Below are 26,846 nucleotides of genomic sequence, written 5' to 3'. Positions count from 1 at the left end.
GGCTTCGTGCCGGGTTTTTTTATGCGCCGAATTCAGTACACTGCCGGTTCAAAGGGAGGCTTGCCATGTTCAAATTGAGCCGCAAAGGCTGGAATAACGTGATCATTGTGGTGGTGCTGATCGTGATCACCCTGTTGCATCGTATGGAGACTGCCCAGCAGGAGAACAGCGCCAAGCGGGCTCGCCCCTTGCTGCCGGATGCGTCTGTGGTGCTCACTTGGCAGGGACCGAGCTGGCAGATTGAGCGGATCGGTCAGGGCTGGCGCAGCATGCCGGATCTGGGGCTCGACACTGCTCAGCTGGATGCCCGTCTGGCACGCTGGCAGAGCTGGTTGCTGCCCCCCGGCGAGGTGGTGCGCGGTACCCCGGTGACCATCAAGGTGTGGATTGCCGGCCAGAACGATCCGGTCGAGATCGGCCTCTATCAGAACAGCGGCCAATATGGCGCCCAGCTGCCCTCCGGTCTCTGGCTCGCCCTCACTGCCGAGCAGTATCGCGATCTGCTGCGTCCTGCTCCCTGAGTTCCTTTTCCTTGCGAGGTGCCCATGCCCGAATTGCCAGAAGTAGAAGTCAGCCGGCAGGGGATCTCCCCCTGGCTAACCGGTATCAAGGTGACGCGTGTGGTGGTGCGGGATGGCCGCCTGCGCTGGCCGATCCCCGGTGAGATTCAGGAGCTGGTGGACCTCACCATCCATCGGGTGCGTCGCCGTGCCAAATACCTGCTGCTGGAGACCGATTTCGGCACCGCCATCCTTCATCTGGGGATGTCCGGCAGCCTGCGGGTGCTGGATATCGGCACGCCAGCCGAGAAGCACGACCACGTGGATATCGAGCTGGAGAATGGCAAGCTGCTGCGGCTCAACGATCCGCGCCGTTTCGGCGCCCTGCTCTGGACTCGCGAACCGGCCGAAGCCCATGCGCTGCTCGCCAAGCTGGGGCCCGAGCCGCTCACCGATGCCTTCAGTGCTGATTACCTGCGTGAGCGCGCCAAGGGACGCAGCACCGCCATCAAACAGTTCCTGATGGACAATCAGGTGGTGGTCGGGGTGGGCAACATCTACGCCAACGAGGCGCTCTATGCTGCCGGCATTCACCCCAAACGGGCGGCGGGCAATATCAGTGCCGAGCGGCTGGGAACCCTGGTGGCCGAGATCAAGCGGGTGTTGGCCGAGGCGATTCGCCAGGGCGGCACTACTCTCAAGGATTTCACCAGCGCCGATGGCAAGCCGGGCTATTTCGTGCAGCAGTTGCAGGTTTATGGCCGTGGCGGTCAGCCCTGTTTCCACTGTCACACCCTGCTGACCGAGACAAGAATGGGCCAGCGCACCACGGTTTTTTGCAGTCATTGCCAGCGCTGAGCGCACTTTTTGCCCCGATCCGGGGGAAGTTGTAACAGCGTATTTCCACTCTGTTGAAGATTTGCACAGCTGTCACTAGTATCCCGACCGTTCAGGCGGTTTGAGAATATAAAAATGACAGTTAAATCAATAGACTGGGAATATTTATCCCGGCAGGAGCGCTATTGCGCAAAATCCATGGCCCGCTTCCTCTACCCCGAGGGATGTGACCGGAAAACCTTCAATCGCGGCAAGTTCGTGCTGCGCAGCCTGCTCTATCGCAAGTCGCTGAGCCGGGTCTTCAGCCTGTTTCAGTGCGACTCGCTCAAGGCGCTGCCAGCGGTCTATCCCGAGCTGCTCGACAAGCCGATGCGCCCCTATCGCTTCGCCTGTGCCAGCGCCCGTGAGCGGGCCGAGATGCTGGAAAATCACTACCGTTTGCTGCTGGAGTGCTACCCGCAGCTGATCGACCCCCTCTATCTGGGCGAGGGGATCGAACTTGGGCACTATCCCCAGAGCGGCTGCCGCATTCTGTTGCGTCACGATGGCACCTTCCGCCGCGAGGCCGAGCTGGCGCTCTCCATCGTCAACGGCGAGGGACAGCGCCTCTACAGCTGCGCCTTTTCGCTGGCGGGCAGCGTGGATCGTTTGATTCTGATGATCGGCTCCATGCAGGGGCCGGAGCCTGCGGTCGACAATGCCCAGGATCGGGTGCGCGAGCTGACCAAAGAGGGACACGGCCTACGGCCCAAATCCCTGCTGGTGCAACTGGTGCTGCAACTGGCACAGAGCATGGGGGCGGCGGAGGTGCTGGCGGTGCGCAAGCGGGCCCACGTGTTTCAGGCCAAGCGCTACAGCAGCAAGCAGAAAGCCAACCTGCAGGCCGATTACGACGAGCTGTGGCAGGAGTTCGGCGCGCAGGATGTGGATGCCAACTTCGTCGCTCTGCAAGCCCAGCCGCGCAAGCCGTTGGAGGAGATCGCCTCCAAGAAGCGGGCCATGTATCGGCGCCGCTACGAGTGGCTCGATCTGCTGGTGCAGGAGATGAATGAGCGGTTTGCCCGTCAGTAACCGGCAGGGCAGGCTGACCTCTCTATAACGAGACAGATACAACAAGGGCTACCCGTGGGTAGCCCTTGTTGTATCTGCCATCAGGGGAGGAATTAGCGCTGTTGCTGTTTGGCTGCGATGGCCTGGGCCACCACGGGATCGACAAACTGACGAATGTCGCCACCGTGCAGCGCCACCTCTTTCACCAGGGTGGAGGAGATAAAGGAGTTCTCCTCGGCTGGGGTGAGGAAGACGCTCTCCAGCTCCGGCATCAGGCGGCGGTTCATGTTGGCCAGCTGGAACTCGTACTCGAAGTCGGAGACGGCGCGCAGGCCGCGGATCAGCACGTTGGCCTGATGCTCTTTGGCAAAATCGACCAGCAGCCCGGAGAAGCCCACCACCTTGACGTTGGGAAGCGTGCTGGTCACTTGCTGGACAAGCTGGACACGTTCTGCCAGATCGAACAGCGGGCGCTTGCTCGGGCTGTTGGCGACCCCGACCACCACCTCGTCAAACAGCTTGGCGGCGCGGCCGATGAGATCGGCGTGGCCATTGGTAACGGGATCAAAAGTCCCGGGATAAATTACCCTGGTAGTCATCTTTGCGGTCCTGCAACCTGGAAATTTGGTCGCATTATAAGGTCGTCGCTTGAGAATAGCAGTGCATCAGGCAAGAATACGCCATCGCGCATCAAGCCTCCTTGCATTGGTGACAGGGAGCAAAGGGATTTTTTATGAAACGTATTCTGGTCGTTCGCAATGACAAGATTGGTGACTTCATGCTGGCGTGGCCTAGCTTCGCCATGCTCAAAGGCTCCATGGAGTGTCATGTGACTGCCCTGGTTCCGGCCTACACGGCGCCGCTGGCCCGGCTCTGCCCCTGGATTGACGAGGTGATCATCGATCCGGGCGTGCGGGCCGACAAGGAGCAACAGCGGGCACTGCTGGCGCGGATCAAGGCGGCGGCGTTCGACGCGTCCATCTGCCTCTTCTCCAACTCCCGCAACGCCATGCTGGTGTGGAAGGCGCACATCCCTTACCGGTTGGCCCCGGCGACCAAGCTGGCGCAGGTGCTCTACAACCAGCGACTGGTGCAGCGTCGCTCCCGCTCCCAGAAACCGGAGTCCGAGTACAACCTGGAGCTGATCCGCCGCTTCCTGGCCGATCAGCAGGTGGCCGTGGTGGAGCCCAAGACCCCCTTCCTGCAGTTCGATGACGAGACCCTGCAACAGGTGCGCGAGCAGTTGGCACTCAAGCTCAAGCTCGATGCCAGCCGCCCCTGGCTGATGGTGCATGCCGGTAGCGGCGGTTCGGCCAACAACCTCTCCATCGAGCAGTATGCCCGTATCATCATCAAGCTCAATCAGGCCTGCCCCGAGCTGCAGTGCGTGCTGACCGCAGGCCCGGGCGAGGAGAAGATGGCCGAACAGCTGGCGGCCGAGTTGCTGGCCCACGGTGGCAACGGCTGGATCTACCGCTCCAGCGATGGTCTGCCGATGTTCTGTCAGGTGCTGGCCAACGCAGCCCTGTTTATCGCCGGCAGCACCGGCCCGCTCCATATCGCCGGTGCGCTCGATGTGCCGACCATCGGTTTCTTCCCGATGCGCCGCTCCGCTACTCCGCTGCGCTGGAAGCCCCTCAACAGCGAAGGGCGTCACCTCGCCTTCAGCCCTCCGGAGGACAGCGATCACCCGGAGGATATGAGCCAGCTCGATCCCAAGGCCATGGTGCCGGAGATGGCCCGCTGGGCGGCGCCTTTCTGGCGCAAATAACGTATGCAGCAATGCAAACAGGGCCCCGCGGGGCCCTGTTTAGTATGACGGTTATTCCGGCTGCTGCGGCTGCTGGCGCACCCAGAGGTCGGCGTATTTGACGAAGGTGGAGTGGGCGGAGAGGATCGCCAGCAGCAACCCCTGCTTGCCATCGAGGAAGCCCGCCTTGAGCAGGTACATCTTGATGAAGCAGCCGACGGCGTGCATCAGCCCCTGACTGAGGGAGCCCTTCTTGCCGCGAGCGGTGCGCTGGTCGGCCCAGGCGCGGGCATAACCGGCGGATTTGACCAGATAGTGCTCCAGATCCCGATAGGTGAAGTGGAGCAGGTCGCCATGAATATTGACGATCTTCATGTTGGCCCGTACTTCCACCTTTTCGTGCACCAGCGCCTCGTTGTAGCTGGTGAGCGCCTTGGGATAGAGGCGCAGCACCCGATCCGGATACCAGCCGCTGTGGCGGATAAAGCGGCCAAAGACCCAGGAGAGGCGCGGCAGCGAGTAGATGGTGTCGCTGGCCGGATTGGCCATCACGTTAGCGATGGCGGTTTTCAGCTCGGGGGTGAGTCGCTCGTCGGCATCCAGCCACAGCACCCAGTCGGACTGCACATGGGACTGGGCCAGTCTGCGCTGTTTGCCAAAGCCGGGCCACTTGGCATTGACGAAGAAACGGGCACCAAATTCGGCGGCGATGGCCGGGGTTTCGTCCTGACTGCCAGAGTCCAGAATGACGATCTCGTCCACCAGTCCGTCGAGGGAGGCGAGGCACTTGCGCAGGTTGTCGGCTTCATTCTTGACGATAAGAACGGCAGCCAGAGTCGGTTTTTTCACGAATGTGGGCTCACGGTTATTGCCCGGCTGGCGGGTCGAATGCGTATTGATGGGCCATTCTAACGGAAAAACGGGTCAAAGAGAGAGCCGCCATTGCCCGTTTCTATCAGCTGTTTGCCTGTCTCGTCTCGTCCGGTTGGAAGCGGGCCACTGCTGGAAAAATGGGGTGACGGCAGCGTTTGCCAAGGATCTTCTGTTATTTATCCGACCATTCTTGGGGCATAATCTCGCCCAGTGATGATTAACCGCCGGGCCAGACCCGAGAGAAGACGCGTAATGAAAATATTGGTGATCGGCCCCTCCTGGGTCGGCGATATGGTGATGTCCCAGAGTCTCTACAAGGCGATCAAGGCCAACCATCCCGAGAGCGAGCTGCACGTGATGGCCCCCGCCTGGTGCTGCGCCCTGCTGGAGCGGATGCCGGAGGTGGACAAGGCGATCACCATGCCCCTCGGCCACGGTGACTTCAAGCTGGTGGCGCGCCGCCGCCTCGGCAAACAACTGGCGGCCGAGAAGTACGATCAGGCCATCGTTCAACCCAACTCCATGAAGTCGGCGCTGATCCCCTGGTTTGCCCGCATTCCGGTGCGTACCGGCTGGAAAGGGGAGCACCGCTTCGGCCTGCTCAACGATATGCGCAGCAACAAATCCGCCTTCCCGCTGATGGTGGAGGGCTATCTGGCGCTCGCTTATCCCAAAGCGCAGATGAAGAGTCGGGCCGATATTCCGACCATTCCGCACCCGGCTCTCCACGTCGATTTGATCAACCAGAGCAAGGCGCTGGAGCGGCTGGGACTGGATCGCGCCCGTCCGGTGCTGGTGCTCTGCCCCGGTGCCGAGTTCGGCCCGGCCAAGCGCTGGCCGGAAGGGCACTATGCCGTGGTGGCCCAGCAGCATCTGGACGAGGGATGGCAGGTGTGGATCTTCGGTTCCAACAAGGATGTGCCGGTGGCCAATACCATCCGGGATCGGGTCAATCTGCTGACTCGCCCCAACTGCCACGTGCTGGCGGGCAAGACCAGCCTGCACGAGGCGATCGATCTGATGGCGCTGGCCAGCCGGGTCATCTCCAACGACTCCGGCCTGATGCACATCGCCGCCGCCCTCAACCGGCCGCTGGTGGGCGTCTATGGCTCCACCTCGCCGCTCTACACCCCGCCGCTGGCAGATCGGGTCGAGATCGTTCACACCGACATCGAGTGCCGCCCCTGCTTCAAGCGCACCTGCAAGTTCGGCCATCTCAAGTGCCTGATCGACCTGGCGCCGGAGCAGGTGGTCGATGCCTGCAAGAAGCTGGAGCAGAGTCAGTAAGATGCCCTACCGTCTGCTCTACAACCTGCTGATCCATCTGGGATTGCCGCTGGCGCTGCTGGCCCTCTACAAGCCGAAAAAAGGCAAGCCCGGTTTTGGCAAGCGCTGGGCCGAGCATCTCGGGCGGCTGCCCGCCACCGGACAGGAGGCGCCGCTCTGGATCCATGCGGTGAGCGTGGGGGAGACGCTGGCCATCACGCCGCTCATTCGTGCCCTCAAGGCGGAGCGGCCCGATCTGCCGATCCTGCTCACCACCACCACCCGCACCGGCGCCGATCAGGCTGCCAAGCTGGGGGATCTGGTGATCCATCGCTACGCGCCGCTCGACTACCCCTGGGCCATTGCCGCCTTTCTCGACACCTTCAAGCCGCGCGCGCTCTGGGTGATGGAGACCGAGTTGTGGCCGAACTGGCTGGCCGCCTGCGAGGCGCGCCACCTGCCGGTGACCATCATCAACGCCCGTCTTTCCGAGCGTTCCTGCCAGCGTTATGCCCGCTTCCACGGCGCCTTCGATGCCCTGAGCCGGCCGCTGACCCATCTGCTCTGTCAGCATCAGGATGACGCAGACCGCTTCGCCCGCCTCGGCATCGCGCGTTCGCGGCTGGCGGTGACCGGCTCCATCAAGTTCGATATCCAGTTTGGTGACGAGGTGCAGGCCAAGGGGCGTGCCCTGCGCCAGCAGCTGGGGGCGGATCGGCCGGTCTGGATCGCCGCCAGCACCCATCAGGGTGAGGACGAGCAGGTGCTGGCCGCCTTCGATCTGCTGCTCAAACGCCATCCCGACGCGCTGCTCATTCTGGTGCCACGCCACCCCGAGCGGTTCGACCGGGTGGCCGAACTGTGTGCCCCTTATGGCTGCGTGCGTCGCACTGATGGTGCTGCGGTGAGTGCCGGGGATAAGGTCTATCTCGGCGATACCATGGGTGAGCTGCCGCTGATGCTGGCGGCGGCCGATGTGGCCTTCGTCGGCGGCAGCCTGGTGAAGATCGGCGGTCACAACCTGCTGGAGCCGGCGGCGCTCGGCAAGCCCTGCCTGACCGGCCCTGCCTACTTCAACTTCAGCGACATTACCCGCCAGCTGGTGGCTCAGGGGGGCGCCGCCATCGTGGCCGATGCCGCCGAGCTGGGCGAGCGGGTGAGCCAGCTGTTTGCCGACGGCAACGCCCGCCGCGAGATGGGCGAGCAGGCCCGCGCCGTGGTGCTGCGCAATCAGGGAGCCCTGGCATGCACCCTCTCTCATTGTCTCACCGCGCTGGAGAACGACTGAACCCATGATGGGCACCGCGCTGGCTCTCGATTTTCAACTGCAAAAGCGTCAAAGCAGCTGATCCCCGTTTCACACGTCATCAAAGAGGCAACCATGTTCAAGGCTCTGTTACTGGAAAACCAAGACGGCAAGACTGTTCCGACTCTGACCCGGCTGGCCGAGAGCCAGTTGCCGGAAGGTGAGGTGCGGGTGGCGGTCGCTTACAGCTCCATCAACTACAAGGACGGGCTGGCCATCACCGGCAAGGGCAAGATAGTGCGCCAGTGGCCGCTGGTGCCCGGCATCGACTTTGCCGGTACCGTGCTCGAATCTGCCGACAGCCGCTATCAGCCCGGCGACAAGGTGGTGCTGACCGGTTGGGGTGTGGGTGAAGGGCACTGGGGCGGTATGGCCGAACAGGCGCGGGTCAAAGGGGACTGGCTGGTGCCGTTGCCCGCCGGGCTGGATGAACGGCAGGCCATGTGCATCGGTACCGCCGGTCTCACCGCCATGCTCTGCGTGCTGGCACTGGAAGAGGCGGGCATTACTCCCGAAAGCGGCGAGGTGCTGGTCACCGGCGCGGCTGGCGGCGTGGGTGCCACCTCGGTTGCCCTGCTGGCAGCCCTTGGCTATCAGGTGGCGGCGCTGACCGGTCGTCCCGAAGAGCAGGGGGCCATGCTGACCGCACTGGGTGCCAGCCGCATCGTGCCGCGTAGTGAGCTGCTGGTGCCTGCCAAACCGCTGGAAAAACAGCTGTGGGCTGGCGCCATCGATACCGTCGGCAGTCAGGTGCTGGCCAAGCTGCTGGCCCAGATGAACTATGGCGGCGCCGTGGCGGCCTGCGGGCTGGCGGGCGGCTTCGATCTGCCGACCAGTGTGATGCCCTTTATCCTGCGCAACGTGCGGTTGCAGGGGGTCGATTCGGTGATGTGCCCGTTTGAACGTCGTCAACTGGCGTGGCAGCGACTGGCACGGGATCTTCCCGCCAGCTTCTTTGAACAGGCGGTTACCGAGATTGGGCTGGAGCAGGTAGTGGAGGCCGCCGAGGCCATCACGCAAGGCCAGATCGCCGGTCGGACTCTGGTCAAACTTTGAACTCTCTCTGACTGGCGAGCCCGACAATTCCGGATAAAATTGGAGTGCGGGTGAACTATCCAAGGAGAGTGAAGATGGGTGGACACAAGCCGGATTACGACTCCTCTGATGATGATTGGGAGCCGGATTCCTGGGAAGAAGAGCTGGATCAGTGGGAAGATGAAAGCTGGCAGGATGATGACACTTTCGATGACCAGTGAACCACGGCATTGAACGAACAGGCGGGCTTTGGGCCCGCCTGATTTTTTTGCCGCGCTCACACGGCTGAGCGTTCGTCCTTGGTCAGGGGCGGGGCGCTGGGTAGAATGAACTGCCCAAATGACGCTCAAGGATGACTATGCGACTCACCATCATATTGTTGGCTGCCCTGCTGGGTGGCTGTGTCTCCAACGATGATCCCTGCGAGAAGGTGTGGAGTGAGGTGGGGGAGGCGGATGGCAAGCTGGGCTTCACCACCGAGCGGATAGAGTTCCATCAGGGGCAATGTGGCAAGAAGGTGGATCCTGAACTGTGGAAGCAGGGACATCAGAAGGGATTGGCATGGTATTGCCGCCCCGAGCACCTCTATCTGGCTGGCCGCTCAGGCGAGGAGTATCGCGGCGTTTGCCCGAATGATACCCAGGCACGCAGATTGTTCGAGCAGGGGCGTCAGGGGTGGACCGATCAATAACGCCCTGACAGGGAGGGGCGTTACTCCTCTTTCAAACGCAGCGGTTGGCAGAGGTAACCCTTGTCATTGGCACTGCGGGCGCACTTGCTGCAGACGAACTTGGGTTTGCGCACGATTTTTCTCAGCGCCTTGAGATCGGTGGGGATCTCGTGACGGCGCCATTCACACAGGGTTTTGCTGCCCATAACGATTACCTCTACGACTTGACGGCCGTATTGTAATCGATTTTCATTTCGAATAAACCGGCAAAGCTCGCTTATTGGCCGATATGCCAATAAGCGATTGTTTCGGGAAGGATTACTGGTAGAGGAACTTGGTGAAGATAAGCTCGCGCACCGCTTTCTTGCCGGTCTCTTTCACCAGCAGTTCGTTGACGGTTGTCTCGCACTCCTTGCGCAGCTCTTCTCGGTTGGTCAGGGACTTCACTTGATCGGCATTTTTGCTGCCAATCAGGCGGATGATGGCATCGCGGATCAGCGGGTCATGCTGCTCCAGCAGCTTGAGATCGGCCTCGTTTTCCGCCATCAGCTCCACCGTGACCCGGATATAACCGAGGGTTTTGCTATCACTCAGGTAGTTGGTGATGATGTCGGGATCGAGCGCGTGGTAGGAGAAACCAGGCTTGGCAGCCCCCTCTGTGCCCTCGGCGGGCGGTTCATCTTCAGCCAGAGCTTGCTGCTGCAGGGCGCCACAGCTCAGTAACAACACCAGCAGAATTTTGAATATCTTCATATAGATGGCTCATCAGCAAGAGATAACCCATTTTTGATGTTGCCATCGGGGCCGTCAAGCACGGATGTTCTTACATTTCGCTATTGATTTACGGATAATAAACCGGATTTTAACCTGAACACGGAAATCTCTGGATGGTGAAGCTGTGAAGTCCGAGTTGACTGTTCCCCTCACGCCGTTAAGCGGGTGGCTGGCCCCCGAATGTTGCGAATTGCCCGCCAGCTTGCGCCCCTGGCTGCTGGAGCCCGGCTCCATGACCCGGCGGCTGCGTCAGCACAATCGCCACTTTTCGGTGGAGTGGCTGGGCAATCACCCGGTCGCCCTTACTGCCGATGAGCAGTGGCTGGTGGATTCGGCCTCGCCGGCCGGTACCTGCCGCGAGGTGATCTTGCACGGAGATCGTGGACCCGCCGTGCTGGGCTGGACCCTGTTTGCCGATGGTGCACTGCAAGGGAGCGGCATTGCCGAGCTTGGCGAGCAGCCGCTGGGTGAGCGGGTATTTGGCCATGAGCCTGCCCGCCGCGATCATCTGCAGTTGGCCCGTTTCGATATTGCCGCCAATCCCCGTTGCCCGGCCGCCACTGTCTGGGGGCGTCGTTCCCGTCTGTTTCTGGGGCAGTGGCCACTGCTGGTGCACGAGCTGTTTCTGCCCTCTCTCGTCTGTGACAAGGAGCTGGAGTGAATTTGTTAACCAAGGAGCGGGGACTTGCCTATATGCAGTTGGCCCGCGTCGACAAACCCATAGGTACTCTGCTGCTGCTATGGCCAACCCTGTGGGCGCTCTGGCTGGCCGCTGGTGGCCTGCCCAATCTCTGGGTGCTGACCGTGTTTGTGGTCGGCGTCTTTCTGATGCGCTCGGCAGGGTGCGTGATCAACGACTATGCGGATCGCAACTTCGACGGCCACGTCAAACGCACCGCTGGTCGCCCCTTGCCCACGGGCAGAGTCAAGCCGTGGGAGGTGCTGGCGCTCTTCTTCGTGCTGGCGCTCATTTCGTTTGGTCTGGTGCTGACCATGAATCCGCTCACCATCGGTCTGTCGTTTGTCGCCCTGCTGCTGGCGGTGAGTTACCCCTTCATGAAGCGCTTTATCTCGAACCCTCAGCTGGTGCTCGGGATGGCCTTCTCCTGGTCGATCCCGATGGCCTATGCGGCCCAGGCGGATGCCCTGCCGCTGGTGGCCTGGCTGCTCTTCTTTGCCAATCTGCTCTGGACGGTGGCTTACGACACCCAGTACGCCATGGTGGATCGGGATGACGACCTCAAGATCGGCCTCAAATCCAGCGCCATCCTGTTTGGTCGTTACGACAAACGGATCATCGGCGTACTGCAACTCTCGACGCTGCTGCTGTTGCTGGCGGTCGGGCAGCTGATGACGCTGGGGGGCTGGTATTACTGGGGATTGCTGGGGGCGGCGGTGCTGTTTGTCTATCAGCAGCGGCTCATTCGCGAGCGGCAGCGGGAAGCCTGCTTCCAGGCGTTTCTCAACAACAACTATGTGGGGGCGCTGGTGTTTGCCGGTCTGGTGCTCGATTACCTGCTGGCGTGACCTGTTCCCGCGCAGACTCCGATAAAAAAGAAGGCCGCATCATGCGGCCTTCTTTGTTTGCGTTGCAGATCAGAGCTGATTGCCCGCCTGAATGGTACGGCGGATCTTGTTGCTCAGCAGCGGCACTATGTTGTCGGCCAGCGCCTGGAAGCGGCCGAGATCCGGCTTGCACTCGGGAGAGAGGTAGCCCTCCTTGCGCAGTGTGTGGATCAGGGTGCTAAACAGCTTCTGGTCGAAGAACTCGGGGGCGTTGATGCCGTGCAGGGTGCCGAGGCGCTCTGCCATCATCAGGCCGTCCGCCTCGAGCTGCTCCGCCTCGATATGGGGTTGGGCCAGCACCCGGGTCAGCACGATGGCGTAGCGTTGCAGGGTCTCCTGAATGCTCTCCGCCAGCAGCAGCAGGCGCATCTGGTTGGCCGGATTGACCCAGTAGCCGTCATCGCGGGTCTCGATCAGTTGCTGGGTCTGCAGCGCGTCGAGCAGGCTGTCGACCAGCGCCGGCAACTCCTCCTCTTCATAACGCAGGAACAGCTCGGTCTTGAGCAGCGGATAGATGTCGATGCAACGGGCCATGATCTCGCTGCGGGAGATCCCTTCGCACCGTTCGATCAATGCCGCCACCAGAGAGGGCATGGCAAACAGGTGGAGGATGTTGTTGCGGTAGTAGGTCAGCAGGATCGCCTGATAGCGGTCCAGACTGATGATCTGCCCCAGTTTGTCCTCGCTCACCTCGAACTTGTTGAGCTCCATCGCCTGATCCAGCAGGGTCTTGGCATCCTCATCCGGAATGGTACTCTGCGGGCTGTAGGGCACCGCCTTGAGCAGATCCAGATAGGTGTTGAGCTGGGCCTGCAACTCGTCGCGGGTCAGGGCGTGGCGCTCGGCGGCCAGCAGCGCCAGCGCGCTCAGGGTCAGGCCGTTGACCGCAGCAGCGCCGTTGATGCGGGTCATCAGCAGTTCGGCCAGATTGTTGACAGTGCCCGCCATCCACTCCGGACGCTCCTCTTCCCCGATGTGCTTTTTCCAGTCGGGGATATGTTCGCTCAGGTAGCTGTTGAGGGTCAGCGGTTCGCCGAAGTTGACGAAACCACGGCCGTAGTTGCGCAGCTTGCGCAGGATGCCGAGCACCTGCAGGAAGCTCTCTTTCTCCTTGCGGCTGCCCTTGAGCTCGTTGTGGTAGGTGTTCACCTCCATCACGTGCTCGTAACCCAGATAGACCGGCACCAGAGTGACCGGCCTGTCCAGCCCGCGCATCATTGCCTGCAGGGTCATCGCCAGCATGCCGGTCTTGGGCGGCAGCAGACGGCCGGTACGGGAGCGACCACCTTCGGTGAAGAACTCTACCGAGTAACCCTTGGCAAACAGCAGGTTGAGGTATTCCCGGAATACCGTGCTGTAGAGCGGGTTGCCCTTGAAGGTGCGGCGAATGAAGAAGGCGCCGCCGTGGCGGAATATGGGGCCCGCCGGCCAGAAGTTGAGGTTGATGCCTGCCGCGATATGGGGCGGCACCATCCCCTGGTGGTAGATGACGTAGGAGAGCAGCAGGTAGTCCATGTGGCTGCGGTGGCAGGGAACGTAGACGATCTCGTGCCCTTCCTGCGCCAGCTGGCGCACCTTCTCGGCGCCATTGACCGACAAACCGCGGTAGAGCTTGTTCCACAGCCAGCCGAGGAAGCTCTCGCCCAGGCGGATCAGCCGGTAGGAGAAGTTGGAGGCGATCTCGTCCATGTAGCCATGGGCACGCTTTTGCGCCTTCTCGAGGCTGATCCCTTCGCGCTGGGCCTCCTCTTCAATCGCCTGCTGGATCACCGCGGAGTCGAGCAGCTGCTTGAACAGCAGGTTGCGGTTCGGCAGTTTCGGGCCGGTGGCAGCCAGCTGCTGACGGCTGAAGTGGGTACGGGCCACTCGTGCCAGCTTGTGGGCGATGGCCTCGTCAGTGCCGTGCTTGTCCGCCATATAGCGCAGGGAGAGCGGCGGCGAGAAGCGCACCAGATTCTCGCGACCCTTGAGGATCACGATAAGCGCCTTCTTCAGCCGGTTCGGCGCCAGGCTGCTGATGATGTTGAGGCCGGAGGCTTCTTCCCCTTCCCGACCCGGAGCGCGGCCCCAGAACAGGGTGACGGGCACCACCTGGATATCCAGCTCGGGATCCTGCTTGTGCAGATCCAGCAGCTGGTGGAACTCCTGCAGGAAGGGGAGCGGTTTGCTGCGTTTGCCAAACAGGGGAGGCGGACGGTCCAGACAGACATAGCGCGGCAGCAGCTGGCCGTTCAGTTCCAGCGGCGTGAAGGGGCCGGGCAGACCGAGATCCTCGCAGCACTGCTGCAGGGTCATCAGGTCGGTGATCGAACTGGTTTTCAGGGCATAGACGATGGGTCTGGCCGGATCCAGATTGAGTTCTGTGATGGGATTTTCCGGCAGGCTCTTGTGATTGACCAAGCCGCTGACCGGCCATTGCAAGATGGCTCTGGAAATCTTCTGTCCTAGGGACATGTGCGTCTGCTCTCCAAAAAAATGCGGCGTGAGCATAGCAAATCGACAGCCCCTTGTCGCCGAGAGGTACGATGAGTCGGCTGCGCAGGATCAAAACAGTAGTAAATGAGGGGTTGGTCGCGACAAATGTCAGCTGCGCCTTGCCTTGGCCACTGCACTGTATATACTGCCAGTGTGCTGTATAAAAAGACAGGTGCCAATTCTATGAAACCCCTTACCCCCCGCCAGGCCGAAGTGCTGGAGCTGATCAAGGTGAACATGAGCGAGACCGGCATGCCGCCGACTCGTGCCGAGATTGCCCAGAAGCTTGGTTTCAAGTCGGCCAATGCGGCCGAAGAACATCTGAAGGCCCTGGCCAAAAAAGGGGTCATCGAGATCATGCCGGGCACGTCCCGCGGCATTCGCCTGTTGCTCGAAGAGGAAGAGGTGCTGGAAGAGAGCGGTTTGCCGCTCATCGGCAAGGTTGCCGCCGGTGAACCTATCCTGGCTCAGGAGCACATCGAGAGCCACTATCAGGTTGATCCCGCCCTGTTCCATCCGCGCGCAGATTTTCTGCTGCGGGTGCAGGGGATGAGCATGAAGAACATCGGCATTCTGGATGGCGATCTGCTGGCGGTGCACAAGACCCAGGAGGTGCGCAACGGTCAGGTGGTGGTCGCCCGTCTCGATGAGGATGTCACCGTCAAGCGCTTCCAGCGCAAGGGCAGTCAGGTATGGCTGCTGCCGGAGAATGAAGAGCTCTCCCCCATCGAGGTGGACCTCTCTTGCCAGCAGCTCACCATCGAGGGGCTGGCGGTCGGGGTGATCCGCAACGCCGACTGGATGTAATCATCCCCGCCAACTGCGTTTGCCACACGGCCTCCTTCGGGAAGCCGTGCTGTTTCTGGCGCACTTTCCCTGTCATATCAAACAAATCATCGGCGGCGGCATTTTTGTCCTGCGCGACCGGCTACCAATCATCCATTTCAGATATATGCTCAGATCAGTGCCCTGTCGCCGAGATAGGGCTTGGCGCCTCCCTCTGACCATCGCAATGCGCAGGACGGGAGGGCCGGTAACAACGAGAATCGGGCAGTACACCTTCACGGGATATGAAGGGGGAGTGGGGAGATCCCGAGCCTTGTCGGGCAAAGGGGACCACTCGTAATGGTTGCAGATAGTCGTGACGGGCCTGTTCCCAGTTCAGGCCGACGAAGCAACATGACCTGTCGGTCAAGGAGGACTGGTATGGCATCAAGATCGCCATGGGATTCAGAGGCTGGGGCTGCGCCAGCGGAATCGTCAATCACCCGTTTCGTCAAAGGTAGCCGGATGACCTGGTTTTACGGTCTCTGGCTGCACCATCGTGGTTCGCACTGGACGCTCTGGCTGGGATGCCCGAAAGAGAAGGTGGTGCGTCTGGTGCTGCTGTTCAAGCGTGGTCACGGTGATCGCCAGGGGGAAGAGGGCTGGCTGGCCCCCGTGATTCCCATCGGCGTGCGGGCCATCGGCAAGATGTTGCAGCAGGGGCGTAACGCTCGCCCCTGAGCAGAAGAGACAAACAAATCCATCCATAACCGGCACCCAAGGGGGCCGGTTTTTTTATGGCTGAAATTGGCGATTAATTATGCCAAATGGTCGACTCCTGACAGGGCGTTGCACAAGGTTGAACCACCTTGGCGGCTCGCTGGGGTACAATGCCCCCTTCTTGTCCGGTCACTGCTGGCCATCTGCCTCGAACTGAAAGGGTCTCTTGTTATGATGAAGCTCCGCTATCCCTTGCTCTTTCTGCTGCTGACAGCCTGCCTGCTCCTGGTGTTTTACGCCACACAGCCAGAGCAGCCGGAACAGGCCGATTATTATCCGGCGGGGCGGGATATCAATGATTTCGCCTTTACCGATGCGGACAACCAGCCGTTCACCCCTGCCAGCCTGAAAGGGCACTGGACCTTCCTGTTCGTCGGCTACACCTTCTGCCCCGATATCTGCCCCACCACCCTGGCAGATATGCGCTCCGTCTATGACCAGCTGAAGAAGATGGCGCCCGACAGTCAGGTGGTGTTTATCTCGGCGGATCCCCAGCGTGACGATATTCCACGCCTCAAGACCTATACCGCCTTCTTCAATCCCGAGTTCAAGGCGGCCACTGCCCCCCACGACAAGCTGTTCCCGTTCGTGCGCAATCTGGGGCTCATCTACTCCATCGCCAATCAGGGGGAGAAGGATTATCTGATCGATCACTCCGCTTCCATCGTGCTCATCAATCCCAAGGGCAAGCTGCAGGCGGTGTTCCGCCCGCAGGTGGCGCCGGGTCAGGTGCCCAGGGTGCAGATGGCCACCATGCTCTCTGACTTCGCCCGCATCCTGAAGCTGACAGGCGACTGAGCGTGACCCCAGCTGTTGCCCCCTGGTGGCGAGATCCCTCTCGCCACCGCGCTGTTTTTGCGCTCGCCCTGCCCATGGTTTTCTCCAATATCACCACCCCCTTGCTGGGGCTGGTGGACACCTGGGTGATCGGTCATCTCGGTCAGGCCTGGTTTCTGGGGGGCGTTTCGGTCGGCGCGACCCTGATCAACCTCATCTTCTGGTTGCTCGGTTTTTTGCGGATGTCGACCACCGGACTGACGGCGCAGGCGCACGGCGCCGCCGACGGTCGTGCCCAGCTCGATACCCTGCTGCGGGCGCTGGGGCTGGCCATTGCTCTCGGTCTTGCGCTGCTGTTGTTGCTCTTCCCCCTGTTGCCACGGTTGATCGCCCTGAGTGGCGGCTCGCCCGAGGTGCAGCTTTATGCGGGCCAATATGTGGCGGTGCGGATCTGGAGCGCCCCGGCGGCGCTCTGCAATCTGGTGGTCATGGGCTGGCTGTTGGGGATGCAGGATGCCCGCAGCCCCATGGTGATGTTGATCCTCACCAATCTGGTCAATATGGCGCTCGATGCCCTGTTTGTGCTGGGGCTCGGCTGGCAGGTGCGGGGTGTGGCGGCGGCCTCTGTCATGGCGGACTACTGCGCGCTGGCCGTCGGCATCTGGCTGGTACGCCGTCAGCTGCGGCAACTGGCGCCGACGGTGTGGCAGGATGGTTGGCAGCGCTGGCGGCAGCTTGCGCCTATGGTGCGGCTGCTCGGCCTCAACCGCGATATCTTCCTGCGCTCCCTCTGTTTGCAGCTCTGTTTCGCCTTCATGACTCTGCAAGGGGCACGACTGGGGGATGTGGCGGTGGCCGCCAATGCGGTGCTGCTCAACTTCCTGATGCTCATCTCCTACGGACTCGATGGTTTTGCCTATGCGGTGGAGGCCATGGTAGGACGAGCCATCGGTCAGCGGGATCGGCAGAAACTGCGGGAGGCCATCGTGCTCAATCTGGGCTGGGCCGCCCTCATTGCCAGTGGTTTTACCCTGGTGTTTGCCCTCTTCGGTGCCCACCTTATCGGCTATATCACCGACATTCCGGCCGTGGTGGCGGAGGCAAATCGTCAGCTTCCCTGGCTGATCGCCATGCCCTTGCTGGCGGTCTGGTGCTTCCTGCTGGATGGCGTATTTATCGGGGCGACCCGGGCGCGGGAGATGCGCAACAGCATGTTGCTGGCCGCGTTTGGCGGCTTCTTCCCGATCTGGTGGCTCTGTCAGTCGTGGGGCGTGGCCGCGTTATGGGCGGCGATGGCAGCGTTGATGGTGGGGCGCGGTCTGTCGCTGGGGGTAACTTGCTGGCGGCTGGAGCGCAGCGGGCATCTGCTCGACGCCCGCCACTGATCATCGGTGGCGCTTACATGGCACCGTCGTAGCCGAGCTGGCGCCAGCTCTCGTAGACGAAGACTGACACCGCGTTGGAGAGGTTCATGCTGCGGCTCTGGGGCACCATAGGGATGCGCAGCCGCTGCTCGAATGGCAGACTCTCGATGATCTCGATGGGCAGGCCGCGACTCTCCGGGCCAAACAGCAGGGCATCGCCAAGGGCATATTGTGCTGCTGAGTGCGCGGTGCGGCCCTTGGTGGTGCAGGCAAACACCCGCTTGGGCGCCACGGCGGCCAGAAAAGCCTCATAGCTTGGCCAGCGCTTCACCTCGGCAAACTCGTGATAGTCGAGTCCCGCCCGCTTTACCCGTTTGTCATCCCACTCAAATCCCAGCGGCTCGATCAGATGGAGCCGGTAACCGGTATTGGCGCAAAGCCGGATGATATTGCCGGTGTTGGGCGGAATTTCCGGCTGGTAGAGGACGATATCGAGCATGACGAGCTCCTGCAAAGAGATGTAAAGCCAAGAAGGGGCGCCAGCATACCCAGCGCCCGTCCGGATGAAAAGGATCAGGCGATGGGCAAGCGGATGGTGATGGTCAGCCCGGTGGGATGATTGTTGCTGGCCGCAATGGTGCCGCCGTGGCGCTGGATCGCCTCCGAGGCTATGGCCAGCCCCAGCCCGGTGCCGCCAGTCTTGGCGTTGCGGGCATCATCGACCCGGAAGAAGGGCTGGAACAGCAGCGCCTGTTGCTCGTCAGGCACCCCGGGGCCGTCATCCCGAATGGTCATCACCCACTCCAGTCCTTCCCGATACCAGTCCACCTTGATGAACTCGCGGGCATATTTGAGGGCGTTGCGCAGGGGGTTCTCCACCGCCCGGGCCAGCAGCTCTGGCCACATCTGGATCGACTCTGCGGGCAGTGGCGGCAGTCTGAGCTGTTTGCCGCTCTGGTTTGCCTCGAACATGGCATCTTCGAGGATGGGCTCCAGCAGGTCGGCCAGCGGCTGCACGATGGGAGCCTCCACATGCTGCTGCACCCGCGACAGATCCAGCAGATCGCCGATCAGCTTGTCCAGCCGCCCGATCTCCGATTCGATCCGCGCCAACTCGGCGCTGTCACCCTGCTTGCGGCGGATCAGCGCCTGCGCCAGTTGCATCCGGGTGAGGGGGCTGCGCAGCTCGTGGGAGATATCGGAAAGCAGCTGCTTCTGCTTCTGGATCATGCTCTTGAGCGTCTCCACCATGCGGCTGACGTTATCCGCCAGCTGGCCGATCTCGTCGCCCCGTCCCAGGTTGGGGATTTGTACCTCCAGATTGCCGGCCGCCAGTTGGGAGACCGATTTCTGCAACTGCAGGATGGGGCGGGTCAGCCGCCAGGCGAGCAGCAGGCAGAGCGGGGTGCTGACCAGCATCGAGATGCCCAGAATGCGGATCGGGTGATCCAGCACCTGAATAAACAGGAACAGGTAGGGATTCTCGGCATTGAGGCCGAAATAGACGTGATAGCGATGACCGTGGTGCTCCATCAGGAAGGGGCCGGCGATCGCCTTGCGATCCTCGTTGCCCAGCATGGGATTGGCCGGGTCATCGGCGTCCACCATAAAGCGCACCACGAACTTGCGCGGATGGGTGGTGGACTGGATCTGCCCCTTCTCGTCGCGCAGGTAGACGTTGTCCACCGGCAGCATGGCGATCTTGTCCATCGCCTTGGCCAGATCAAAATCCTGATCCGGCTCGGCGGCGTTGAGCAGGGCCTGCACGTTGTTCTGCATCCGCGCGACTTCGTGGGTCGGCAGCGGGATCTGGTTACGGGGATCCAGGGTCGGCAGGCTGATCACGGCGGCCAGCATCACCAGCAGCATGAACCAGAACCAGAGGAAGATGTGGGTCGAGATCCCGTTGAGGGAGTTGATGCGCTCTATTCTTGCTCTAGCCACAGGTACCCGCGCCCCCGTACGGTTTTGAAGCGTGGCTGGCCATCGGTGCGGTCCGGCAGCTTCTTGCGCAGGTTGCTCAGGTGCATGTCGATGGCCCGATCGAAGGGTTCCAGCTTCTTGCCCAGCACCTGCTCGGAGAGGTGGCTCTTGCTGACGATCTGGCCGGGATTACGCAGCAGGCACTCCAGCAGCCCGAATTCGGTGGCGGTCAGCTCCAGCAGCTGTTCGCCGCAGCGGGCCTGCTGCAGGCCGGGTTGCAGCACGATATCCATGAAGTGCACTTCGTCGGAGGAGTTGCCGCGCTGGGGTGGGGCGCTCTGGGTGCGGCGCAGGATGGCGCGTACCCGGGCCAGCAGCTCCCTGTCATCGAATGGCTTGGCCAGATAGTCGTCGGCGCCCGCTTCCAGACCGTTGACCCGATCCTGGCTGTCACCGCGGGCGGTCAGCATCAGCACCGGGGTGTCGTGGGTCTTGCGCAGCTTGGTCAGCATGGCAAAGCCGTTGAGCTTGGGCATCATCACATCCAGCAGCACCAGATCGAAGCTCTGCTCCGCCAGCCGTTGTAGCCCCTCTTCACCATCCTCGGCGACCGTGACCTGAAATCCCTCCAGGGTCAGAATTTCGGTGAGCAGTTGGGTCAATTCAAGATCGTCGTCGACCAGGAGTATTCTGTTCATCTGGTGTTATTCCGCAGATTTTCGCGCCAAACTGACGCCGGGGTCAGGGTATAATAAGTTTTTCATCGCCAGAGGAAAGCCGGTTTTGAGCCATCAACAATATTCTCGTTGGGTGACCTTTGCCAGCATAGCGGCGGTCACCACCGCTACCTTGCTGATCATCGGCAAACTGATCGCCTGGCTGATGACCGACTCGTCGACCCTGCTGGCGTCGCTCACCGACTCCTTCATGGATGTGAGTGCCTCCATCATCAACCTGCTGGCCATTCGCTATGCGCTGGCCCCCGCCGATGACGAGCACCGCTTCGGTCACGGCAAGGCGGAGTCGCTGGCGGGCCTCATCCAGTCGGCCTTTATCTCCGGCTCTGCCCTGCTGCTGGTGATGCACGGAATTTCATCCCTGCTCAATCAGGCGCCTATCCTGCGGCTGGAGGCGGGTCTCTGGGTCAGTGGAGGCTCCATCGTGCTGACCCTGCTGCTGGTCAGCTTCCAGAGCGTTGTCATTCGCAAGACCAACAGTGTGGCCATCAAGGCCGACATGCTGCACTACCGTTCCGATCTGCTGCTCAATGCCGGTGTCTTGCTGGCGCTGGTGCTGGCGGGGCAGGGGTGGTACTGGGCCGACGGCCTGTTTGCCATCCTGATCGGGCTGTTCCTGTTGTGGGGGGCCGGGCACATCGGCTACGAGTCGGTGCAGGCCCTGCTCGATCGTCAGTTGCCAGCGGAAGAACAAGCGAGAATAATGGCGCTCTGCTGTGCCGTAGAAGGTGTACACGGCGTACATGACCTGCGCACCCGTCAATCCGGGCCGACCCGATTCGTACAGTTGCATCTTGAACTGGATGATCAGATCCCCCTGGTCAAGGCCCATCAGATCGCCGATGAAGCCGAACTGGCGGTCCGCCAGGCATTCGAGCGGATGGATGTCATCATCCACATGGACCCCATCTCGGTGCTGACAAAAGAACAACAGAGCCCTCACCCAGAACAACAGTAGGCTGCAACATGGATGAACTGGTTGCCAAAACCTGGCACAAAATTCAGCAAGAAGCGGAGTGCATGGCGGCCCAAGAGCCGATGCTGGCCAGCTTCTTCCACTCCACCATTCTCAATCACAAGAACCTGCGTTCGGCCCTCAGCTTCCAGCTGGCCAACAAACTCGACAGCGCCACCATGCCCGCCATCGCCCTGCGCGAGGTGATCGAGCTGGCCCTGCGCAGCGAGCCCGAGCTGCTGACGGTAGTGGCGGCCGACATCTGCGCCGTGCAGGAGCGGGATCCTGCGGTCGATCTCTTCTCCACCCCGCTGCTCTATCTCAAGGGGTTCCATGCCCTGCAGGGGTATCGGGTCGCCAACTGGCTGTGGCGTCAGGGGCGCCGCTCGCTGGCCCTTTATCTGCAAAACCAGATCTCGGTGGTGTTCGGGGTGGATGTGCATCCGGCCGCCCGCATCGGCAAGGGGATCATGTTTGACCATGCCACCGGCATAGTGGTGGGCGAGACAGCGGTGATTGAAGATGATGTCTCCATCCTGCAGAGCGTGACCCTCGGTGGTACCGGCAAGGAGAGCGGCGATCGCCATCCCAAGATCCGCGAAGGGGTGATGATAGGGGCGGGCGCCAAGGTGCTCGGCAATATCGAAGTGGGCGTGGGCGCCAAAATTGGCGCGGGCAGCGTGGTGATCAACCCGGTGCCGCCGCATACCACGGTCGCTGGCGTACCCGCCAAGATCGTCGGCCGTCCGGAGTGCGACAAGCCTTCACTGGATATGGATCAGTGTCTCTGATCTCCCGGCCGGAGTAGTCGATGGCCAAACGTTGGTCGGGTTATCTGATTTTGGGGATGTGGCTGCTCAACCTGCTCCATCTCTATCTGGGACTCTCCCCCTGGCCCGCGGCCATTGCGGCTTGGGGGGCATCACTGCTCACCTGGCCCTGGCTGGTGGGGGCGGCCAAGCGGCAGGCGCTGGCCCTGTATGGCGCCGCCCTGCTGTTGTTGATCTTCTCCTGGTGGCGGGGAGCGACCCTCACCGCCGGTGACTGGCTGCTGCCCAACATCAATATGCTCACCATGTTTGCCGCGGTGAGCACCCTCAACCTTGCCACATCAGGTCTCTTGACCGGCACCACCTCCTGGACCGGGCGCAAGGGGCTGTGGAGCACCATGGCCAGCCTCAATCTGCTGGGGGCGGTCATCAACCTCTCGGTGCTCTTTATCATCGGCGATCGACTGGAGCGCAATGGCACCCTGGAGCGGCGTCAGGTGATGGTACTGAGCCGGATCTTCTGTGCCGCCGCCTTCTGGTCGCCCTTCTTTGTCGCCATGGCGGTAGCACTGACCTATGCGCCGGGTTTGCAGCTCTCCCATATTCTGCCGTTCGGGATCCTCGCCGCCTTGCTGGCGATGGGGCTGACCGCCTGGCAGGTGGAACGGATCGGGGTGGCCGACTTTGCCGGTTATCCGCTGCGGTTGCAGACTCTGGGGTTGCCGGTCACGCTGGCGTTGCTGGTACTGCTCATCAAGCAGATCTGGCCCCAGCTCGGCATTCTGGCGGTGATCGCGCTGGTGGCCCCGCTGCTGGCGCTGCTCTTTATGCCGAGGGTCGGGCGCAAGGCGGCCCTCAAGCGGCAGGTGGTGGAGCGCTTCCCCGCCATCGGTGGTCAGCTGGTGCTGTTTCTGGGGGCCGGTTTGCTGGCGGCAGGCATCAACAGTGCGTTGTCGGTCATCGATCTCGGTGCTGGTCACGGCCTGCCGCTGTTCAACCACTTTGGCTGGCTTGAGGCATCCCTCACCCTGCTATTGATTCTGCTGGTGGCCATCGTCGGGGTACATCCGCTCATCAGCATCTCCGGGTTGGCGCCGCTGCTCTGGCCGCTGGCGCCGGATCCCAGCCTGCTCGGCATGTGTTTCCTGCTGGGGTGGGGGCTTGCCACCGGCACCAGTCCGCTCTCCGGATCCAATCTGGCGCTGGCCTCCCGCTACAACCTCAGTGCCGGGTTGATCCTGCGCTGGAACCTGCTCTACGGCCTGCTGATGTATGTCGTCGCCTCTCTGTTGCTAGGGGCTTATATCGCCTTGCATGGATAACGGCGATTCCGTCGAGAGGGTGCAAATGATGCGCGGGTGGCGGTGCCTTTTACGTACTGTTCCGAGTGTTGTCGCGGCTCTGGCGCAGGATGCGAGAAAAATAGACGCATATTTAGACAATACATCTATGGAAGGCGCATTTTACAGCGCACTGGCTTGTTTGTGCCGATGCGCTCGGGGTATGCTGGCTTCACGCGCTTGAATCGCCCTCTGTGGGGCATCGCAATTGAACAAACAGGTATGCATATGTCACTAGAAGTCCTTGAGCAACTCGAATCCAAAGTACAATCCGCTGTCGACAACATCTCCCTGCTGAAGATGGAGCTGGACGAGCTGAAAGAGCAGAACAGCAAGCTGCAAGACGAGAACCATCAGCTGCGCAACGAGCACACTGCATGGCAGGAGCGTCTGCGTGCCCTGCTGGGTAAAATGGATCAGATGGGCGAAACCATCTAATTCATCGCCTTCAGGCAGAATTGAAAACGGGCCGCTCCATGAGCGGCCCGTCTGTTTTTGGCGGGATGGGAATTACAGCGCCAGCAGTTGCTTGACTGTCTTCTCGATGCCGTCTGCCGCTTCGACTATGTTGTTGGCCAGCATGTAGGCGGGGGTGGAGATCACCTTGCGCTCCTGATCCACCACGAATTCGTTGACCGGGCAGTTGAGATGGCTGCCACCCATCGTCTCGATGGCGTTGGCGGTGTCTTCGTCATGGCCGATGGTCGCCAGCGTCCCGGCACCATAGATCAGCGGGATCATGGCGGGTGCGATGCAGATATAGGCGGCCGGTTTGTTGGCGTTGGCAAAGCTCTGGCACGCTTTCAGCACATCGGGCTGGATCTGGCACTCGGCCCCCTTGATAGCGAAGTCGCACAGGTTCTTGGCCGCGCCAAAGCCGCCGGGTACCAGCAGCGCATCGTAATCGGCCGCATCCAGCTCGGCCACATCCTTTATCTGGCCACGGCAGATGCGGGCCGCTTCGACCAGCACGTTGCGGCTCTCTCCCTCGCTCACTTCACCGGTCAGGTGGTTGATGACATGGAGCTGCGCCACGTTCGGGGCGAAGCACTGGACGGCGGCTCCCTGACGGGCCAACGCCAGCAGGCTGATGACGGCCTCGTGGATTTCGGCCCCGTCAAAGACACCGCAGCCACTCAAAATCACGGCCACTTTTTTCATGGCAAACTCCTCATTGTTGAAAATGTGAGCCAGGATGGATTGTTGTACTTTTGTATGGTTATCGCTCGCCCTCCGCTGGTCAAGTCATCTTGCTGTGCTAGGATTGTTTCGTTTTGGATCCTGCCGTACCTACTCCCTTAAATCTTTTTCCACATTGATCGAGATCATTCTAACTGTCTCGCGATCGGTTTTTACGATCTCAATGTATTGTTTTTAATGGGTTTTTATATTCTTATGCACAGTTTTGTCACTGTGCGCTCTGATGCGTCCCATTTTTGAACACAGAGTTATCCACAGACTGAGTCCCTTAATCAGGCACTGTGTGCTGTTGCTGCGCCCCTTGGTGTGAGGGGGGCCCTGTGGCATCCTAGCGGCTGTTTATCTCTGGCAGGACGATTTTCATGGCCTCTAGCAATCCTCTTATTCTGGTCGACGGCTCTTCATATCTTTACCGCGCCTTCTTTGCCTCGCAGCAGGCCGATCTGCGCACCTCGACCGGCTTGCCTAGCGGCGCCGTCCGTGTCATGGCCAACATGATGCGCAGCCTTCGCAAGCAGTACCCCGACTGCCACGTGGCCGTGGTGTTCGACGCCAAGGGCAAGACCTTCCGTGACGACATCTATCCCGAATACAAGGCAACACGCGCCAGCATGCCGGACGATCTGCGCAGCCAGGTCGCTCCTATCCACCAGATGATCAAGGCGATGGGTTTCCCCTTCCTGATGGTCGAAGGGGTGGAGGCCGACGACGTGATCGGCACCCTGGCCCGTCAGGCGACCGAGAAACAGCTGCCTGTGCTCATCAGCACCGGCGACAAGGACATGGCGCAGCTGGTCTCCGACCATGTCACCCTGATCGACACCATGAAGGATGTGAAGACCGATCGGGAAGGGGTGATCGAGAAGTTCGGCGTACCGCCCGAGCTCATCATCGATTACCTGGCGCTGATGGGGGACAAGGTGGACAACATTCCCGGCATGACCGGTGTCGGCGAGAAGACCGCACTGGCTCTGCTGCAGGGGATTGGCAGCATCGACGAGATTGCCGCCAACCTCGACAAGGTAGCCGCGCTCGGCTTCCGAGGCTCCAAGGCGTTCGCCGACAAGTTCCGCGAGCAGGAGGAGCTGGTTCGTCTCTCCTATCGACTGGCGACCATCAAGACTGACGTCGAACTGGAACAGAGTCTGGAAGAGCTGTTGCTCAAACCGGTCGACAAGGAGTCCCTGCTGGCGGTCTATCGCGAATACGAGCTGCGCAACCTGATCAAGGAGCTGGAATCCGGTGGTGAAGAGGGGAGCGAAAGCGCCGGACAAGACGAGGCTGGCGATGAGAGCGCCGCTCCGGTTGCCGCCATCGAAACCGACTACCGCTGCATTCTGGACGAAGCCGAGTTTGACGGCTGGCTGGAACAGCTGAAAGCGGCACCGTTGTTTGCCTTCGATACCGAAACCACCAGTCTCGACTATATGGAAGCGCGGATCGTCGGCGTCTCCTTCGCGGTTGAGCCGGGCAAGGCTGCTTATGTGCCGTTTGGCCACGACTATCTGGGGGCACCGGTACAGCTGAGCGAGGCCGTGGTGTTGGGCAAGCTCAAGCCGCTGTTGGAAGATCCGACCCGTCTCAAGGTGGGGCAGAACCTCAAGTACGACCGCAACGTGCTGCTCAACCATGACATCGACCTGCAGGGTATCGCCTACGACACCATGCTCGAGTCCTACGTGCTCAACTCCACCGCCAGCCGTCACGATATGGATTCGCTGGCCAAGCGTTACCTCGGGGTTGAGACTACCTCCTTTGAAGATATTGCGGGCAAAGGGGTGAAACAGCTCACCTTCAACCAGATCGAGCTGGAGCAGGCCGCCCCTTATGCGGCGGAAGATGCCGATATCACCCTGCGTCTGCACCAGACCCTGTGGGGTCAGCTGGAGGCCGTGCCGGGCCTTGCCAAGGTATTCAGCGAGATCGAACTGCCGCTGTTACCGGTGCTAGCGCGGATGGAGTTGCTCGGCACCACCATCGATCCCAAGCTGCTGCACCAGCAGAGTCAGGAGATCGAGCTGCGGTTGGCGGAGCTGGAGAAGCAGGCTCACGAGCTGGCTGGGCAGGAGTTCAACCTCTCCTCGCCCAAGCAGCTTGGGGAGATCCTCTTCACCAAGCTGGGCCTGCCGATCA

The 26,846-nt window shown here is 61.3% G+C and carries 29 protein-coding genes (1 of these 29 running past the window's edge); 20 read left to right on the top strand and 9 right to left on the bottom strand.

Annotated features, from left to right (window positions below):
* Positions 1-65: 65 nt before the first annotated feature.
* The 3 genes from I6L49_RS15200 to I6L49_RS15190 all read left to right on the top strand — a co-directional run bounded on the left by I6L49_RS15200 (position 66) and on the right by I6L49_RS15190 (position 2,408).
* The gene (locus I6L49_RS15200; protein ID WP_120415864.1) at positions 66-521 is read left to right on the top strand and encodes a hypothetical protein; all 456 of its coding nucleotides are present in this window, start codon (positions 66-68) and stop codon (positions 519-521) included.
* Positions 522-545: 24 nt separating this feature from the next.
* Positions 546-1,358 carry a bifunctional DNA-formamidopyrimidine glycosylase/DNA-(apurinic or apyrimidinic site) lyase gene (gene mutM / locus I6L49_RS15195; RefSeq protein ID WP_021231536.1) on the top strand — a complete coding sequence of 271 codons (813 nt, stop codon included), beginning with the start codon at positions 546-548 and terminating at the stop codon, positions 1,356-1,358.
* 177 nt (positions 1,359-1,535) lie between these two features.
* Positions 1,536-2,408: a VirK/YbjX family protein gene (locus I6L49_RS15190; RefSeq protein WP_216951668.1), complete on the top strand. Its 873-nt coding sequence runs from the start codon at positions 1,536-1,538 to the stop codon at positions 2,406-2,408.
* Between the two features lie 92 nt (positions 2,409-2,500).
* On the opposite strand, the gene coaD is transcribed toward I6L49_RS15190, so the two are convergent.
* On the bottom strand, positions 2,501-2,986 hold the full coding sequence (gene coaD, locus I6L49_RS15185; protein ID WP_111901322.1) for a pantetheine-phosphate adenylyltransferase: 486 nt from the start codon (positions 2,984-2,986) through the stop codon (positions 2,501-2,503).
* 134 nt (positions 2,987-3,120) lie between these two features.
* Here coaD and I6L49_RS15180 point away from each other — a divergent pair, with 134 nt between their 5' ends.
* A complete protein-coding gene (locus I6L49_RS15180) occupies positions 3,121-4,158 on the top strand; it encodes a glycosyltransferase family 9 protein (protein ID WP_216949854.1) in 1,038 nt (345 codons plus the stop codon).
* Between the two features lie 51 nt (positions 4,159-4,209).
* Here I6L49_RS15180 and I6L49_RS15175 read toward each other — a convergent pair whose 3' ends face one another.
* Positions 4,210-4,986 (bottom strand): glycosyltransferase family 2 protein, encoded by a 777-nt coding sequence (locus I6L49_RS15175; RefSeq protein WP_216949853.1) that lies wholly within the window; start codon positions 4,984-4,986, stop codon positions 4,210-4,212.
* Between the two features lie 276 nt (positions 4,987-5,262).
* Between I6L49_RS15175 and waaF the strand changes: the two genes are divergently transcribed.
* The 5 genes from waaF (at position 5,263) to I6L49_RS15155 (ending at position 9,308) form a co-directional block, all read left to right on the top strand.
* Positions 5,263-6,297, top strand: a complete 1,035-nt coding sequence (gene waaF / locus I6L49_RS15170; RefSeq protein WP_104016839.1) for a lipopolysaccharide heptosyltransferase II — start codon at positions 5,263-5,265, stop codon at positions 6,295-6,297.
* 1 nt (position 6,298) lies between these two features.
* Positions 6,299-7,564: a lipid IV(A) 3-deoxy-D-manno-octulosonic acid transferase gene (gene waaA / locus I6L49_RS15165; RefSeq protein WP_216949852.1), complete on the top strand. Its 1,266-nt coding sequence runs from the start codon at positions 6,299-6,301 to the stop codon at positions 7,562-7,564.
* Positions 7,565-7,657: 93 nt separating this feature from the next.
* A complete protein-coding gene (locus I6L49_RS15160; RefSeq protein WP_216949851.1) occupies positions 7,658-8,638 on the top strand; it encodes an MDR family oxidoreductase in 981 nt (326 codons plus the stop codon).
* Positions 8,639-8,712: 74 nt separating this feature from the next.
* A complete protein-coding gene (locus tag I6L49_RS21115) occupies positions 8,713-8,838 on the top strand; it encodes a hypothetical protein (protein ID WP_005339521.1) in 126 nt (41 codons plus the stop codon).
* 137 nt (positions 8,839-8,975) lie between these two features.
* Entirely contained in the window at positions 8,976-9,308 is a 333-nt protein-coding gene (locus I6L49_RS15155; protein ID WP_040069401.1) for a DUF2799 domain-containing protein, read from the top strand.
* A gap of 20 nt (positions 9,309-9,328) precedes the next feature.
* Here I6L49_RS15155 and I6L49_RS15150 read toward each other — a convergent pair whose 3' ends face one another.
* Together I6L49_RS15150 and I6L49_RS15145 are read right to left on the bottom strand one after the other, a co-directional pair.
* Positions 9,329-9,493, bottom strand: coding sequence for a hypothetical protein (locus I6L49_RS15150; protein WP_005339525.1), 165 nt, complete (start codon positions 9,491-9,493; stop codon positions 9,329-9,331).
* A gap of 112 nt (positions 9,494-9,605) precedes the next feature.
* Positions 9,606-10,040 carry a flagellar basal body-associated protein FliL gene (locus I6L49_RS15145; protein WP_040069400.1) on the bottom strand — a complete coding sequence of 145 codons (435 nt, stop codon included), beginning with the start codon at positions 10,038-10,040 and terminating at the stop codon, positions 9,606-9,608.
* A gap of 145 nt (positions 10,041-10,185) precedes the next feature.
* Between I6L49_RS15145 and I6L49_RS15140 the strand changes: the two genes are divergently transcribed.
* Both I6L49_RS15140 and ubiA read left to right on the top strand, forming a co-directional pair.
* Positions 10,186-10,722 (top strand): chorismate lyase, encoded by a 537-nt coding sequence (locus I6L49_RS15140; RefSeq protein WP_005357416.1) that lies wholly within the window; start codon positions 10,186-10,188, stop codon positions 10,720-10,722.
* Positions 10,719-11,588, top strand: a complete 870-nt coding sequence (gene ubiA, locus I6L49_RS15135) for a 4-hydroxybenzoate octaprenyltransferase (protein WP_005356031.1) — start codon at positions 10,719-10,721, stop codon at positions 11,586-11,588. The genes I6L49_RS15140 and ubiA overlap by 4 nt, the downstream gene beginning before the upstream one ends.
* Positions 11,589-11,657: 69 nt before the next feature.
* Here the strand turns inward: ubiA and plsB are convergent, their stop codons facing one another.
* The gene (gene plsB, locus I6L49_RS15130; RefSeq protein ID WP_019446525.1) at positions 11,658-14,081 is read right to left on the bottom strand and encodes a glycerol-3-phosphate 1-O-acyltransferase PlsB; all 2,424 of its coding nucleotides are present in this window, start codon (positions 14,079-14,081) and stop codon (positions 11,658-11,660) included.
* Positions 14,082-14,285: 204 nt separating this feature from the next.
* Between plsB and lexA the strand changes: the two genes are divergently transcribed.
* The 4 genes from lexA to I6L49_RS15110 all read left to right on the top strand — a co-directional run bounded on the left by lexA (position 14,286) and on the right by I6L49_RS15110 (position 17,809).
* Positions 14,286-14,909: a transcriptional repressor LexA gene (gene lexA, locus I6L49_RS15125; RefSeq protein ID WP_005339540.1), complete on the top strand. Its 624-nt coding sequence runs from the start codon at positions 14,286-14,288 to the stop codon at positions 14,907-14,909.
* Between the two features lie 483 nt (positions 14,910-15,392).
* Complete coding sequence (locus I6L49_RS15120; protein ID WP_019446524.1) at positions 15,393-15,608, top strand: hypothetical protein; 216 nt, start codon at positions 15,393-15,395, stop codon at positions 15,606-15,608.
* Between the two features lie 210 nt (positions 15,609-15,818).
* The gene (locus I6L49_RS15115; RefSeq protein WP_216949850.1) at positions 15,819-16,445 is read left to right on the top strand and encodes an SCO family protein; all 627 of its coding nucleotides are present in this window, start codon (positions 15,819-15,821) and stop codon (positions 16,443-16,445) included.
* A 74-nt stretch (positions 16,446-16,519) separates the two neighbouring features.
* The gene (locus I6L49_RS15110) at positions 16,520-17,809 is read left to right on the top strand and encodes an MATE family efflux transporter (RefSeq protein ID WP_236767892.1); all 1,290 of its coding nucleotides are present in this window, start codon (positions 16,520-16,522) and stop codon (positions 17,807-17,809) included.
* 13 nt (positions 17,810-17,822) lie between these two features.
* On the opposite strand, the gene trmL is transcribed toward I6L49_RS15110, so the two are convergent.
* The 3 genes from trmL to I6L49_RS15095 all read right to left on the bottom strand — a co-directional run bounded on the left by trmL (position 17,823) and on the right by I6L49_RS15095 (position 20,409).
* Positions 17,823-18,287 carry a tRNA (uridine(34)/cytosine(34)/5-carboxymethylaminomethyluridine(34)-2'-O)-methyltransferase TrmL gene (trmL, locus tag I6L49_RS15105; RefSeq protein WP_005339545.1) on the bottom strand — a complete coding sequence of 155 codons (465 nt, stop codon included), beginning with the start codon at positions 18,285-18,287 and terminating at the stop codon, positions 17,823-17,825.
* Positions 18,288-18,361: 74 nt separating this feature from the next.
* Positions 18,362-19,732 carry an ATP-binding protein gene (locus I6L49_RS15100; protein ID WP_005357421.1) on the bottom strand — a complete coding sequence of 457 codons (1,371 nt, stop codon included), beginning with the start codon at positions 19,730-19,732 and terminating at the stop codon, positions 18,362-18,364.
* Positions 19,714-20,409 (bottom strand): response regulator, encoded by a 696-nt coding sequence (locus I6L49_RS15095; protein ID WP_005339549.1) that lies wholly within the window; start codon positions 20,407-20,409, stop codon positions 19,714-19,716. The genes I6L49_RS15100 and I6L49_RS15095 overlap by 19 nt, the downstream gene beginning before the upstream one ends.
* Before the next feature lie 85 nt (positions 20,410-20,494).
* Between I6L49_RS15095 and I6L49_RS15090 the strand changes: the two genes are divergently transcribed.
* The 4 genes from I6L49_RS15090 (at position 20,495) to I6L49_RS15075 (ending at position 23,951) form a co-directional block, all read left to right on the top strand.
* Complete coding sequence (locus I6L49_RS15090) at positions 20,495-21,406, top strand: cation diffusion facilitator family transporter (RefSeq protein WP_042081837.1); 912 nt, start codon at positions 20,495-20,497, stop codon at positions 21,404-21,406.
* An 8-nt stretch (positions 21,407-21,414) separates the two neighbouring features.
* Positions 21,415-22,194: a serine O-acetyltransferase gene (gene cysE / locus I6L49_RS15085; RefSeq protein WP_005339552.1), complete on the top strand. Its 780-nt coding sequence runs from the start codon at positions 21,415-21,417 to the stop codon at positions 22,192-22,194.
* Positions 22,195-22,214: 20 nt separating this feature from the next.
* Positions 22,215-23,495 carry a hypothetical protein gene (locus tag I6L49_RS15080; protein WP_216949848.1) on the top strand — a complete coding sequence of 427 codons (1,281 nt, stop codon included), beginning with the start codon at positions 22,215-22,217 and terminating at the stop codon, positions 23,493-23,495.
* Positions 23,496-23,741: 246 nt separating this feature from the next.
* On the top strand, positions 23,742-23,951 hold the full coding sequence (locus I6L49_RS15075) for a cell division protein ZapB (RefSeq protein ID WP_005339554.1): 210 nt from the start codon (positions 23,742-23,744) through the stop codon (positions 23,949-23,951).
* 72 nt (positions 23,952-24,023) lie between these two features.
* Here the strand turns inward: I6L49_RS15075 and elbB are convergent, their stop codons facing one another.
* Positions 24,024-24,674: an isoprenoid biosynthesis glyoxalase ElbB gene (gene elbB, locus I6L49_RS15070; protein WP_216949847.1), complete on the bottom strand. Its 651-nt coding sequence runs from the start codon at positions 24,672-24,674 to the stop codon at positions 24,024-24,026.
* Positions 24,675-25,075: 401 nt separating this feature from the next.
* Here elbB and polA point away from each other — a divergent pair, with 401 nt between their 5' ends.
* A protein-coding gene (gene polA / locus I6L49_RS15065) for a DNA polymerase I (protein ID WP_216949846.1) crosses the window boundary here: on the top strand, positions 25,076-26,846 show its 5' portion. It continues 995 nt past the right edge of the window; only the first 1,771 of its 2,766 coding nucleotides appear in the window; its start codon is at positions 25,076-25,078; its stop codon lies off the right edge, out of view.

It is taken from the genome of Aeromonas sp. FDAARGOS 1419, from assembly GCF_019047045.1.
Lineage (GTDB): Bacteria > Pseudomonadota > Gammaproteobacteria > Enterobacterales > Aeromonadaceae > Aeromonas > Aeromonas veronii.
Note: the sequence above shows the minus strand (reverse complement) of the source record. Positions and strands in the feature narration are given on the sequence as shown.